Source organism: Ignatzschineria sp. LJL83, assembly GCF_054871845.1.
Map to the genome: position 1 here is coordinate 118,058 of NZ_JBTXLY010000008.1, position 13,401 is coordinate 131,458.

The 13,401-nt window shown below is 38.2% G+C and carries 10 protein-coding genes and 1 rRNA gene; 4 read left to right on the forward strand and 7 right to left on the reverse strand.

The genetic code is table 11. The features are described 5' to 3' along the window. Positions 1 to 110: 110 nt before the first annotated feature. Together ACYSN2_RS06825 and ACYSN2_RS06830 are read right to left on the reverse strand one after the other, a co-directional pair. Positions 111 to 1,739, reverse strand: coding sequence for an ABC transporter substrate-binding protein (locus tag ACYSN2_RS06825; protein ID WP_461749505.1), 1,629 nt, complete (start codon positions 1,737 to 1,739; stop codon positions 111 to 113). Between the two features lie 301 nt (positions 1,740 to 2,040). Further along, entirely contained in the window at positions 2,041 to 2,514 is a 474-nt protein-coding gene (locus ACYSN2_RS06830) for an aminoacyl-tRNA deacylase (RefSeq protein ID WP_461749506.1), read from the reverse strand. Between the two features lie 542 nt (positions 2,515 to 3,056). Between ACYSN2_RS06830 and ACYSN2_RS06835 the strand changes: the two genes are divergently transcribed. Beyond that, complete coding sequence (locus ACYSN2_RS06835) at positions 3,057 to 3,233, forward strand: hypothetical protein (RefSeq protein ID WP_461749507.1); 177 nt, start codon at positions 3,057 to 3,059, stop codon at positions 3,231 to 3,233. A gap of 190 nt (positions 3,234 to 3,423) precedes the next feature. On the opposite strand, the gene pdxS is transcribed toward ACYSN2_RS06835, so the two are convergent. After that, a complete protein-coding gene (gene pdxS, locus ACYSN2_RS06840) occupies positions 3,424 to 4,275 on the reverse strand; it encodes a pyridoxal 5'-phosphate synthase lyase subunit PdxS (protein WP_461749508.1) in 852 nt (283 codons plus the stop codon). Between the two features lie 633 nt (positions 4,276 to 4,908). On the opposite strand from pdxS, the gene ACYSN2_RS06845 reads away from it, so the two are divergent. Then, a complete protein-coding gene (locus ACYSN2_RS06845; protein WP_461749509.1) occupies positions 4,909 to 6,261 on the forward strand; it encodes an aminotransferase-like domain-containing protein in 1,353 nt (450 codons plus the stop codon). On the opposite strand, the gene ACYSN2_RS06850 is transcribed toward ACYSN2_RS06845, so the two are convergent. Together ACYSN2_RS06850 and ACYSN2_RS06855 are read right to left on the reverse strand one after the other, a co-directional pair. After that, complete coding sequence (locus ACYSN2_RS06850; RefSeq protein WP_461749510.1) at positions 6,223 to 7,596, reverse strand: solute symporter family protein; 1,374 nt, start codon at positions 7,594 to 7,596, stop codon at positions 6,223 to 6,225. The genes ACYSN2_RS06845 and ACYSN2_RS06850 overlap by 39 nt on opposite strands. Positions 7,597 to 7,977: 381 nt before the next feature. Beyond that, on the reverse strand, positions 7,978 to 8,199 hold the full coding sequence (locus ACYSN2_RS06855) for a hypothetical protein (RefSeq protein WP_461749511.1): 222 nt from the start codon (positions 8,197 to 8,199) through the stop codon (positions 7,978 to 7,980). A 1,017-nt stretch (positions 8,200 to 9,216) separates the two neighbouring features. Between ACYSN2_RS06855 and ACYSN2_RS06860 the strand changes: the two genes are divergently transcribed. Next, entirely contained in the window at positions 9,217 to 10,566 is a 1,350-nt protein-coding gene (locus ACYSN2_RS06860) for an APC family permease (RefSeq protein ID WP_461749517.1), read from the forward strand. A gap of 177 nt (positions 10,567 to 10,743) precedes the next feature. Then, positions 10,744 to 12,039 (forward strand): 4-aminobutyrate--2-oxoglutarate transaminase, encoded by a 1,296-nt coding sequence (gabT, locus tag ACYSN2_RS06865; RefSeq protein ID WP_461749512.1) that lies wholly within the window; start codon positions 10,744 to 10,746, stop codon positions 12,037 to 12,039. 235 nt (positions 12,040 to 12,274) lie between these two features. Here the strand turns inward: gabT and ACYSN2_RS06870 are convergent, their stop codons facing one another. Both ACYSN2_RS06870 and rrf read right to left on the reverse strand, forming a co-directional pair. Next, positions 12,275 to 12,736, reverse strand: coding sequence for a nucleoside deaminase (locus ACYSN2_RS06870; RefSeq protein WP_461749513.1), 462 nt, complete (start codon positions 12,734 to 12,736; stop codon positions 12,275 to 12,277). 562 nt (positions 12,737 to 13,298) lie between these two features. Continuing rightward, positions 13,299 to 13,401: ribosomal RNA gene (rrf, locus tag ACYSN2_RS06875) — 5S ribosomal RNA — on the reverse strand; the annotation flags it as partial.

A 13,401-nucleotide genomic window follows, 5' to 3' on the forward strand; every position in this document is an offset into this window, starting at 1 on the left:
TCGAATTTATTTCAAATTGATTTCGAAAATATGAAGATATGAAGATATTTTGAACTTTAAAGTATCTTACTCCAATATCTACTTCACATTAACATTCCATGAAGCTCATATTAATGTTCAATAATATAGAGATCTTGCGTTGCCGCATATCCCATTGGATTCTTCACACTATATCCGCCCACATACGGTTTTACTAAACGAGGACTGACATAGTAATAGATCGGTAATATTGCGCTCTCTTCATCCATGATTCTCTCGGCATCTTGATACGCTTTAATACGATCTGCTTCCGTTGTTGCGGTAATACTACTTCTCATCGCCTGATCAAACTTCTCACTCTTATAATGTGACGTATTATTACTACTCGTAGAAAGCATGATATTTAAGAATGTAGAAGGCTCATCATAATCGGCGCACCATCCCGCTCTTGCTGCTTGATAATTTCCTTGATGACGACTATCTAAGAAGGTTTTCCATTCCTGATTTTCAAGATTCACCTCAATGCCGGCATTCTGTTTTAAGATAGAAGCAGCTGCAATTGCCACTTTTTTATGAGATTCATTCGTATTATATAACAGCGTGAATTTCAGTGGATTTCTCGCATCAAATCCGGCTTCAGAAAGGAGCTGTTTCGCTCGTTCATTACGTTCTTTCTGTGTCCATTCACTAAACCATACGGGCTCAATCGCTTGCATATCTTGTGTTGCCGGTGGCGTAAAACCAAATGCTGGCATTTGTCCTTGCGCAATGACCTTATTAGCAATGATATCTTGGCTAAATGCGAGCTTTACCGCTTCTCTCACTTTCGGATCATTAAACGGTGCCTTCTGATTATTCAACTCATAGTAATAGGTGCACAAATAGGGAGAAATTTTCACTTCATTAGGAAGATCTCGCTGTAATCTCGCAAACAGATCTGTCGGAAGCTGATTATTCGTCATATCAATCTCACCACTACGATAGCGGTTTACATCCGTCACTTCTGACGTAATCGCCAAGAAAGTTACTTCATCAATAACGGTTTGATCATTCGCCCAATATTCAGGATTACGCTCTAAAACAATACGCTCATTCACAACCCAATCTTTCAATTTATAGGCACCATTGCTGACAAAGGTTTTCGGAGAGGTCCATTGATTGCCATATTGTTCAACAGTTGCTTGATGCACCGGTACAACAGAAGTATGACCCACCAACTTATCGATATAAGGCACAGGTTCACTGAGCGTAATTTCAAACGTATAATCATCCAATGCTTTAACGCCAAGCGTTTCAGCATCTGCTTTGCCATTCACAATATCATCCACATTTGCCACATGTGCATATTGCAAATAACTCGCATAAGGCGACGCCGTTGCCGGATTTACTAAGCGTTTCCAAGCATACACAAAATCATGCGCCGTGACAGGATCTCCATTGGACCACTTTGCATTTTGACGTAAATTAAAACGCCAAACTTTGTAATCATCATTCTCCCAAGATTCCGCAATGCCAGGAACGATATCGCCATCCACATCAATGCGCACAAGCCCTTCAAACTGATCTCGTACCAGATTCGCTTCCGGCACTCCTTCTATTTTATGCGGATCTAATGATTGTGGTTCTGCAGCATTGTTACGCACCAGTTTTTGCTCTTTATGAAGCGTGACATCTGCCGGCACTTCTGCGGCATTCACGGAAACTAATCCCATTGCCGTAATCATCGCAACACTTAACACTGTTTTTCGTAAACTCTTCATAAATCCTCCTAAGATTTGTCATCTGTGAATTCTTATCTACGCTCCCAATATCCTTTCATCTCACATGATTCAAAATGATATAAAGCGCTTTTATTTTCATGATGTTATGAAATTTTGATAAAAATCACTATATCACGAGAAATCAAAGAGCAAAGTCTAAAGCGAGAATAAATATAAGACGTCATACCCAAACACATCTGTTATTTACCGATATCTAACGCATTCATAATCCTCTTTAAATTCCCAAGAAACTCAAGGAAACAGAAGGGAAAACAGATCTATTCGGATCCAAGAGAAAATCTTACTTCGTGACTTCAATCGGCTTTACGCCAATGGCTTTCAGAAGTTCCGGCGTGATTCTAATATTGACGCCACGTTTTCCGCCATTGATGTAGAACGATTCCATGTCAAAAATCGAGCTTTCGGCAAAAATCGGAATATTGGCTTTAATGCCAAATGGCGACGTTCCACCAAATTCGTAACCTGTCCATTTATGGGCAAATTCATACGGCGCTGGGCGTACATTTTTAACGCCTAATTCCTTGCGTAGAATTTTTGTATCAATCGTTAAATCGCCGTGCTGAAGCACCATATAACCTTTATTGCGCTCATCCATAAACACAATACTTTTGATAATGTCATGAAGCGGTACATTTAGGAAATTTGCCATAAACTCAGCGGTTCCTTCCACTTCTCCGGTACATTCAAAGACTTCATAAGCGAACTTTTTGCGATCCAAAAATAATGTTGCCGGCGTTTTAACCGTTGTTTTCATACTATTTTTCCAGTTTTTATAGTTACCTCAATTCCTTTGAGAAAATTATCAAAGATTGAGAACTTGTTAAAAGAGTTTCATAAAATTTGAATAAAAAATCGAATAGATAAGTTTAATACAAACTTTGAATACAAACGTTGAACATAATAAAAATCTATCAAAATTCATTCGGTAATAATATCGATTTTAGAACGATCCATTTCAAATAGAGGCTGATTCATCGCTGGGTCGAATGCTTGCATTCTTCTGAACATCATGCGCCAGCAATATTAATCCTGTTATTAGAACTAGAATTCGAACTAGAATTTTAAACCAAAATAGCTATCAAGTAGATCAAGATTCTAAGCCGTCTTTTCAATGAATCTAAATCCGCAAAATATAAAACTAAAACATAGAATAATTGGCTTAAATAGAATAATAGAACTTTCAAAGTAATTCTCAAAGCAACTTTCAAAGTGAATCTCGATATCATTTACTGCTATAGTTTATAATTATTTACAACATTCACCACTTATAGCTGACTAATATTCAAGGATTGAAATATGAAAAAGATTCTACTTCTCTTAACTGCTTCTACGTTTCTTGCAGCATGCGCGCAAGGTGTTGATGCTGCAAAGCGTCTTGAAGAATGTGTTGTTTACGGCAATCAAGATAACAACTGCGAGATTTCAACACTTGATGGACAAAACACAACGGATTCTAATAACACGTTAAATTAAAAATGCGATATTTGCGGGCGCACGATTGTAAAAAGCATCCATTCTTTCGCTCCCGAAATGTGTGATCTTTAATTAGAATCATCAAAACACCCTATAAAAAATGCCGAAGAATCTAAAACTCTTCGGCATTTTTGATCTGTGATTTGAACAAAGCTCTCTCAACAGGCTTCATTCAAATCTCAAGCATTGATTAACGACCTGACATGATTTCGCTTTCGTCGATTTTTGAAATCTCAAGACCACGCATTGGCGTACCTAAGTTTCTTGAAAGTTCTGCAAGTAATTTGAAATCTTCGTAGTTTTTAGTTGCTTCTACAATTGCACGCGCAAATTTCTCTGGGTTTTCAGATTTGAAAATACCTGAACCCACAAATACGCCGTCTGCGCCTAAAAGCATCATTAATACCGCATCAGCTGGAGTTGCAACGCCACCTGCTGCATAGTTTACAACTGGTAAACGACCAAGTTCTTTCACTTGTTTTACAAGCTCGTAAGGTGCTTGGTTATCACGTGCAAATACCATTAATTCATCATCAGACATTGTTGTTAATTGACGAATTTGTGCATTTACTTCACGCATGTGACGAACTGCTTCTACGATGTTACCTGTTCCTGGTTCACCTTTTGTACGGAGCATTTTTGCACCTTCAGCAACACGGCGAAGTGCTTCACCTAAGTTACGGCAACCACATACGAATGGTACTTCGTAATCGCTTTTAAGAAGATGGAAAACATCATCTGCTGGCGTTAATACTTCACTTTCATCGATGTAATCAACTTCTAATGCTTCTAAGATTCTTGCTTCAGCAATATGACCAATACGAACTTTTGCCATTACAGGAATAGAAACCGCTGCTTGAATCGCTTCAATTAATGCTGGATCTGTAGTTCTTGCAACGCCGCCTTCTTTACGGATGTCTGAAGGAACACGCTCAAGCGCCATTACCGCACAAGCACCTGCTGCTTCCGCGATTTTTGCTTCTTCAACGCTTACAACATCCATAATTACGCCACGTTTTGGCATTTCGATAAAGTTACTCATTTGTTCTGCTCCTAATTGGGATTATTAATTGTCATACTAAATAAGGGAGAAATTCACTGAAGTGACAATTTCATTTCATAAACTGCCACTTTCAAACGCTTCTATTCTTGCTTAAATAGATCCTAAAAAGTGATCTAAAAAGCCTGATTAAAAGCGCAATCTTCTTCTAAAATCTTCAATAAGAAACAATACACGCACTTATTCTTCCTCAAAAGAGCCATTTGGATGATTAAAGACCCATCCACTTTATATTTATTAACAAAAATAAGGTAACATATTCATCTATTAGCACTAATTCTTCATCCGTTTTTATAAAAATCGCGATAAAATTTATAAAAAAATCTGATCACATGATAAATATTTAAAAAAATGGGGGTTTATTGCCATGAAAAGATCTAATATTCATTAGTTATCATCCATTTTTTTCTTCAAAAAAGGATTAGCAAGGATAGACAATCTATCTATATCGTAAATTGGGTATATATTATATAGATGCACACTAATGAAGTACTACGCAATACTATTGCTCTTTTCACAATGTTACGTTCATGATGAAAATCGATTTTTATCACATCAAATTTCATTCAATTTCAATTCAACTTTCCACTGTTATTACTATAAAACTTTTGAACTATGCTCTACTCTCTGCAAAAAGATCTCAATAAACCGCTCTATCAACAGATCATTGAAGTGATCGAAACCGCCGCATTTACCGGCAAATTACAACCCGGCGAGCGTTTACCATCTGAAAGAGATTTGAGCCAGTTTTTCAATGTGAATCGTTCTACCGTCGTTCGAGCGATGGAAGAGCTTCATGAGCGGAATATCATTATTCGTAAAATTGGTGCCGGCACTTTTATTAATCCGCAAAAATGGGGATTATTCACCGAGCCAAGAATGCAGTGGAATCAGATAACGGAGAAAAAAGCGTTTGAAGCGCCGGTAACCTTTGATCTCACCAACGGGGATTTGCCGTTAGAGCTTTACCCAAATCTGCAATTGCCGGAGATTGATTGGCAATTACTATTGGAAGCAGAACAAGAAAATAGTGCATCGCGTTTAGGCACACAGAGATTAAGGCAAACGGTGCAATCTTATCTCTTAGATCGTCATCAATGGCAAGTAGACTTACATGAAGTGCTGATCACTTCCGGCACGCAACAAGCCATTTCACTGATTGCGCTCGGTTTACTGAAAACCGGCGATGCCGTTGCCATTGAAAATCCTTCTTATTTCTATTCGCTCTCGATCTTTCAGGCGCTCGGCATTCGGATTTACGGCATTCCCATGGATAGAGATGGCATTATGATCGAAAAGCTCGATGAACTCGTGCATAAACATTCGCTCAAGATGATCTTTATTAATCCGATTTTCCACAATCCCACCGGCAAAGTAATTTCTCCACAGCGTAAAAAAGCGCTGTTAGATTATTGTGAGCGAAAACGTATTCTCATTATTGAAGATGATGCTTATGCGCAGATTAAGTTTGAAGATCATCTCAATATTTCACCCATCAAAATGCAAGATCAGCATGATAATGTGATTTATCTAAGCTCTCTTTCTAAATATTTAGGAAGATCGATTCGCATTGGTTGGATGATTGCACCGCCGGCAATTACCGAGCATTTAGCCAATATTCGCCAACAGCTCGATTCTGGTTTAAGTTCCTTACCACAATTTATGGCAGAATTTTATCTACAACATTACTCCAAAGATCATGAACTCAAACTTCAACAAGATCTCGCGAAACGTTCAAAATCATTAGAGCATTGGGTAGATGACAATCTTTCGGATCTTTTAACATACCAAGCTCCAACAGGTGGGTTTCATCTCTATGCCGAGTTATTAAAGCCAAACAGCTCAAAATTAGTGGAAGAAAGATTGCAAACCCTTTCGGCAAAAGCCACCAAAAATAGCTTCTTTGGTGGCGATGATACGGCATTTCGTTTAAGCTTTGCCCACTTTCCGATCCCGAAGGAACCATAATGTTAGGAAGCTCAGCGGTAATATGAATAGCGTTGGACTACGGTAAGGATGCAATTCACTAAAGCCAAAGATATTCACCCAAACAGTGTTACTCGAAATAATGAAGATCAAGCTTCCAAGCGCACCAATCAATAAAGAATAGAACGCGCCTTTTTCATTAAAGCCTTTTAAGTAAAATCGGCAAAACATCACCGGAAAGTGCGCACTTGCTACCCAAGCGAAAGCAATTCCAAAGAGAAACGCCAAGTTCACGCCTTTAAATAGATACGCTAAACCTACGCCGGCAAGGAATAAGCCGATGATGGAAACTCTGGCAATAAAGAGATTTCCGGTCTGTTTTGGCATTAAGATTGGTATCAAATCATGAGTAATACTCGCACTTGCCGCCATGACTAAGCCGGCGATTACTGCTAATACGGTAATAAATACTAATACCGCTAAAATCCACTGAAAGCTCGATCCGCCTAATAACTCCGCTAAATGCAGAAGCGCCATATTATTACCGCCTTCTAGCACTTCGCCGTTTAGTAAGACAAATGCTCCGAAACCAATGATCAGATTCAACGTAAAAAATAGCGCAATTAAGAAGGTGGTGCCGGCAGCGGAATAGAGCGCCGTCTTTTCATCTTTTACGGTAAAGAAACGCATTAAGATATGTGGCAATCCAAGCAACCCCAATACTAATCCCAAAATCAGGGAAATCTGCTCAATGCCGGAGCTAATTGCCGGACTTGGCATTAATGCATTAAAGCCCGATAAGCTGGCAACTCGCACAAAAAGATTCGTAAGAGAAAATTCAAAAGATTGTAGCACTAAAAAGGTCATAATGCCGGCAAATAGGAAGAGCAAAATCGCTTTCACGCTCTGTACAATGGTCGTTGCTTTCATACCGCCCAGCAATACTAAAATGCCGGTCAATGCGCCGATTAGAAGTAGTGATAATGTATATGGCACATCAAATAGGAGCGACAGTAATGTGCCGGCGCCCATCAGTTGTACTAATAGATAGAAGAGCGATATTAAAATGCTCGTTGTGGCACTAAGCGCTTTTAACCGCTGGCTATTAAATCCACGATTAATCACATCAGAAAAGGTAAAGGCTTCTGTTTGCCGTAATTTATCGGAAAAGAGCACAAGCAGTAACGTCCAGCCGATGAGCGTTGCCACTGCATAAAAAAGGGAATCCATGCCTTGACTGAAATACATGGCAATAGAGCCCAAAAAAGCTGCCGCAGAGAGATAATCGCCGGCAAGTGCTAAGGCATTTTGCGTTGAACCAATGGAGCGCCCTGCAAGAAAGTATTGGGCAATATTTTTGTTTGTTGAATGCGTCATAGTCAATGTTTAGTAATCAATGCGAAATAGAAATAGAGCTATAAAAATGGCTCTAAACTCTAAAAAATATTTGGGAAGATGAAAAATGCTTCGGAATGTATCTCGGAATGCATCTATATATCTATATAGGTTTCTAGAAGGAGCGATATAGAAATATAGAGATTGGGAAATGTTGGAAAATATAGCTAATTCCTCTTTCAAAATAGAGATCACTGCTCTGCCTTTCCTTCAAACCCATTTTTGTAATTCCTTCACCGAAATCTCGTTGGGTGGTTTTTATTCATGTTTTTATTCATGTTTTCACCCGTGTTTTCGTTCGATGATTGATGATTGATGATTTTATTCAAGGATCTATCCATCTTCTCCATCTCACGTCATTTCTCATGAAGTCCGTGATGTCTGTTTCGTGAGTTTCTGCTGAAAAAGCACATATAGAACCGCCATTAATACGCCCCAAAACATCACCACCACACCCCAAAAGATCGACCCAGGTATTCCCATCACGAAATGGGTCGCTAATGCTTTGGGCGCTAAATTTAATTGCAGATAATAGAATGTCATCGGCAACAACGTTGCGATGGTTAAAATCCAACGATAATTCAAAACTTCCTCCTATTTATTAATATTGATTGATTCACATCGATTGATTCGCCATATTGATTCACAATATTGAATAGCAGAGATAACTTCTAAAAATTCATCTCTGCAGATACTTTAAATAATCTCCGTTCTCTTTCGATGCTGATCAGAACTTTCTTTTATACCTTCTTTGACGCACTTTTACATTCTAAAATGATTCTATTTATGTTTATTGATGCGCTTTGAGCATTTATCTTCTTTTTATTCTCCTCAAAGATTCGCTTAAAAACACCAAAATATTTCTCATCATCATAAAGCGTAAAATGAATCACTTTTGAACAACATCGAGCTTATGACGCCTGATTAATGCCTTATTGATATCTATTGATGTCTTATAAAACTCCAATTCAGAATCCTTCATAAGAATTTATAAACCCTAAAAAATCTCTCATACTTTCGAATAAAATGATTTATGGAAGCTTTGATCACGATTTTCAGAGAAACTTTTTTATAATTTTTTCACTAAAAATTTACTTTTCAGCTCAAATTATTTTGAATGAAGACACTTTTTTAAAACCGATTCTCATAAAGATTATATTTTAATATATTGAACCAACCCCTTAATCTATTGATCAAAATTCAAACTCACCTTTATTCATTTGAAAACACATAAATTATCAATTTAAAAAGACTTTTTTGATAAAAAAATAGCACAAAAACATTTCTAATTAATCCTTCCTTAGATTAATCTAAACCTTAGATTTCATTTATAAACTACCTTTGTAACCTCCATAAATCCTCACTTTCAAGACAAATAGAATGAATGCTATTTGTTGCAAAATGATTTCACTTATGCAATAACTATCTATCTCCCTATTGCATGCAACATATCAGTCAATAGGGATTTATATAACAACTTCTAACAACTTCATATATATAAAATAAGGAACTAATCACGTACTTTGTAGCAACAAAAAGTGATCTCATCACTACCGACTACAAACCGTGAAGGGGGAAATTATGAATAAAAAAATATCATCTATGGATGTCCTATTCTTAGCGATGGGTGCCATGCTCGGTTGGGGCTGGGTAATCCTATCAGGCGAATGGGTCGCAACAGCAGGTTTCTTAGGTGCATCTATTGCATTTGCCGGCGGTGGCTTACTCATCATTCTTATTGGTTTAACCTACGCTGAACTTGCAACTGCAATTCCAGAAACTGGGGGCGGTGTTGCGTTTGTTCAAAGAGCATTCAATACTCCTCTTTCATTCTTAGCAGGTTGGTCTGTACTTTTTGGTTATATGTCTGTAATCGCTTTCGAAGCTGTGGCACTTCCAACCGTTATTGACTACTTAACACCGCTTGAGCACAAAGTAAGACTTTGGAATCTTGCAGGTTCAGAAGTTTACTTAACATGGGCGTTAATCGGTTCAGTAGGTGCACTTTTCTTAGGTGCTTTGAACTATCGCGGTATTCGTTCAGCAACCATCTTCCAAACAGTATTTACAATTGCGATCGTTTCAGTGGGTTTCTTACTCATTTTCGGTGCCGGCGCATATGGTGACAGCGAAAACTTGAAACCTTACTTCAACGGCGGTTTTGATGGCATGATGCAAGTTTTAATCATGGTTCCTTTCATGTTCGTTGGATTTGACGTAATCCCACAAATCGCATCAGAAGTAAAAGCAACAAAATCTATTGGTAAAATGTTAGTAATTGCAATCGTTTCTGCACTTCTCTTCTACATTTTAATCATCTACGGCGTATCTATCGGTTTACCACATTCAGAGCTTGCAACTTCTAAACTTGCAACAGCGGATGCAATGGCTAATCTCTTCAATAGCCAATTCTTAGGTAAAGTATTAGTTGTGGGCGGTATCGCAGGTATTATCACAAGCTGGAACGCATTTGTAATCGGTGGAAGCCGTATCATGTACGCAATGGCAATTCGTGGAATGTTACCTGCATGGTTTGCAAAAATGCATCCAAAATATGAAACACCATCCAATGCGATTATCTTCTTAACAGTATTAGCGTTCTTAGCACCATTATTAGGTCGTCAAGCGTTGAACTGGTTAGTAAATGCAGGAAGTATCGGTGTTGTTTTAGGGTACCTCGTTGTAACGCTCGCATTCTTACAACTTCGTAAAATTGAGCCAAATTTAGAGCGCCCTTATGCAGTGAAATGGCCGAAAACAATTGGTTGGTTAGCAGTAATTTTAAGTATTGGTTTCTTATCACTCTACTTACCAGGAATGCCGGCAGAATTAAGCTTCCCAATTGAGTGGAGCCTTGTATTAGGTTGGTATTTAATCGGTGCATACTTCCTCTTCATGCATAAAAACCCAGCGCAAGCACAAGCTTACAAAGCTGCAAGCATGAGCAAATAAGCATTTAAAATTTAATCTAAATTTTTAATCTAATTTAAAGGATAAAATCGCAAGGTTTTATCCTTTCTACCGCCCTCTTTACAGTTTTATTGATATAAATCAATCGTAAAAAAGGCGACAAGTAAAATATCTTTTTTCAATTTTCACCAAAAAATCTTTTAAGATAAGGAATTAAAAATGGCATACACAACGGAACAACTTCAAGATATACGCAATAAATACGTAGCTCGTGGTGTTAGTAACGGTAACTTAAACATTGCGACTTCTGCGAAAAATGCAACAATCACAACTGAAAAAGGTGAAGAGTTCATCGATTTTGCAGGTGCGATTGGCGTAATGAACGTTGGTCATAGTCATCCTAAAGTTGTTGAAGCAGTTAAAGCACAATTAGATCATTACACGCATCCTGGTTTCAACGTCATGATGTATGAAAGCTACCTTGAAGTTTGTAAGCGTCTTTGCGAAATCACAGACGGTGACCACGACAAGAAAGCGATCCTTTTCAACACAGGTGCTGAAGCTGTAGAAAATGCGGTAAAAATTGCGCGTAAATTCACAGGTCGTCCAGGCGTTGTATCGTTCTACCGTGCATTCCACGGTCGTACAAACCTTACAATGGGTATGACAAGTAAAGTTAAACCATACAAAGTAGGTTTCGGTCCTTTTGCTTCTGATATCTACCAAGCACCATTCCCATACAGCTATCAACGTCCTGCTCACATGACTGAAGATGAGTACATCGATGATACAATTGCACGTTTTGACGAGTTCTTCAAAGCAACTGCATCTGCTGAAACAACAGCTTGCATCGTAATGGAACCAGTTCAAGGTGAAGGTGGTTTCATCGTTCCTGCACAACGTTTCGTTCAACACGTATATGATTTTTGTCAAGCAAACGGCATCGTTTTCGTAGCTGACGAAATCCAAGCAGGTTTCTCACGTACAGGTAAACTTTTTGCAATGGAACATTTCGGAATCGTTCCTGACTTAATGACTACTTCAAAATCATTAGCGGCAGGGATTCCTTTAAGTGCGGTAGTTGGTCGTGCGGAAATCGTAAACGCACCAAACCCAGGTGAACTTGGTGGAACGTTCTCAGGTAGCCCACTTGCATGTGCAGCTGCGCTTGCAGTTATGGATATCGTTGAAGAAGAAAACCTTAACGAAAAAGCTGAAAAACTTGGTGCAACACTTCAAAACTATCTTGAAGAGCAACAAAAAACTCACGCTTACATCGGTGATATCCGCCGTTTAGGTGCAATGGTTGCAGCTGAGATCGTAAAAGATCCTAAAACTCGTGAACCAGATGCAGAAAGAACATCAAGAATTACAGACTACGCAAACGCAAATGGTCTTTTGTTAATCTCTGCAGGAATCAATAGCAACGTTGTTCGTTTCTTAGCACCATTAACAATTACTGATGAAGAGCTTAACAAAGGTCTTGAGATCTTAACAAGAGCACTTAACGCTTAATATTTTCATCTAAAATAGATAAAATTTTATCAACAAAAACCCGCAATAACTCTCTATTGCGGGTTTTTTATGGTTTCAAATATTTAAAGATGCCTGTTTAAAGATACTTTTTAAAACAATTCTGAAAATGCTCGAAAATCTCTCTTTAAAACGCATCTCTTTAAAATTACCGGCATTCTTTGTTCTTCCTAAGTATATTCACAGATTGCCGATTAATAAAGCTTTTAGTAGTTCCCTACTCTCTTTCGCTCCAAACTTGGTAAAGATGCGGATATTTTTCTCTCTCCTCTACTAATACTTGCTGAAAGGTAAAACCCGTTCGCTCTTCCGGCATTTTTCTCATCTCGTCTGCAATTATTGCCGTAGATAGATTGTATGGTGCACCATCTTCATTGGAAAAAATATAATACGCTTCTCGAATTCCTGCCATATACATCGCCGCTTGGCACATTGGGCAAGGCTCTCCACTTGCATAAATCACACATCCCGAAAGATCTACCGTTCCTAATACCTTTGCCGCTTTACGAATCGCCGACATTTCCGCATGCGCAGTAGGATCAAGATCATGAAGCATTGTATTCACGGCTGTTGCTACAACTTTGCCATCTTTCACAACAGAAGCTCCAAAAGGTCTTCCTCCTTGTTGAATATTATCCAATGTCGCTTCAACAACCTCTTTAAAATTGTCTCTATTCATAAAACTCTCCTAACTCTTATAATAATATTAATAAGTTAGAATAAGATTTCATATCCTTATTAGCAAGAAGCTTTTCATAAAAAGAATCAGTAATAATGACAATCGAATCATCCATCTATATATTCAGCCGAGATTCTATCATATATCTCTTAGATCTCCATTTCAGCGCCTGCATTCACAATATTGATCCTTTTTAGGAAGTATCAGCTTAAGAAAGTTTTTTTGCAAAACAAGGGGAGTCTAATAATCGTTTGGCACGGATACTTATATCCCCCTAAATGCCTGCTATATGAAATAAATCTTTTAGCCATGATTTTGGAATTCATAATATGTAGGAATAAGACTCTCGGTTTAAAAGCGATACTTACTTCATCATTACTAACAGACCAATATTTATTTCAAAATATGACCTCTATAAATCAAGTTCGCTAACCCTACTCTTATCTCTACTTTTTATTTCTTTTCCTCCATAACCTTATTCTTGAGTTTTACCTTTTCCACTTTTCCTTCCGGCAAAGAAAAAGCCTCTAGTCCGTTCGAACTAGAGGCTTCTCAAATTAAACCCTGGGGGTGACCTACTCTCACATGGGATCTCCCACACTACCATCGGCGCAGCTACGTTTCACTTCTGAGTTCGGGATGGGATCAGGTGGTACCATAGCGCT

Bases quoted from the DNA above. Each gene is read 5' to 3' on its own strand.
- ACYSN2_RS06825 (WP_461749505.1), bottom strand. From the start codon at position 1,739: ATGAAGAGTTTACGAAAAACAGTGTTAAGTGTTGCGATGATTACGGCA.
- ACYSN2_RS06830 (WP_461749506.1), bottom strand. From the start codon at position 2,514: ATGAAAACAACGGTTAAAACGCCGGCAACATTATTTTTGGATCGCAAA.
- ACYSN2_RS06835 (WP_461749507.1), top strand. From the start codon at position 3,057: ATGAAAAAGATTCTACTTCTCTTAACTGCTTCTACGTTTCTTGCAGCA.
- pdxS (WP_461749508.1), bottom strand. From the start codon at position 4,275: ATGAGTAACTTTATCGAAATGCCAAAACGTGGCGTAATTATGGATGTT.
- ACYSN2_RS06845 (WP_461749509.1), top strand. From the start codon at position 4,909: ATGCTCTACTCTCTGCAAAAAGATCTCAATAAACCGCTCTATCAACAG.
- ACYSN2_RS06850 (WP_461749510.1), bottom strand. From the start codon at position 7,596: ATGACGCATTCAACAAACAAAAATATTGCCCAATACTTTCTTGCAGGG.
- ACYSN2_RS06860 (WP_461749517.1), top strand. From the start codon at position 9,217: ATGGATGTCCTATTCTTAGCGATGGGTGCCATGCTCGGTTGGGGCTGG.
- gabT (WP_461749512.1), top strand. From the start codon at position 10,744: ATGGCATACACAACGGAACAACTTCAAGATATACGCAATAAATACGTA.
- ACYSN2_RS06870 (WP_461749513.1), bottom strand. From the start codon at position 12,736: ATGAATAGAGACAATTTTAAAGAGGTTGTTGAAGCGACATTGGATAAT.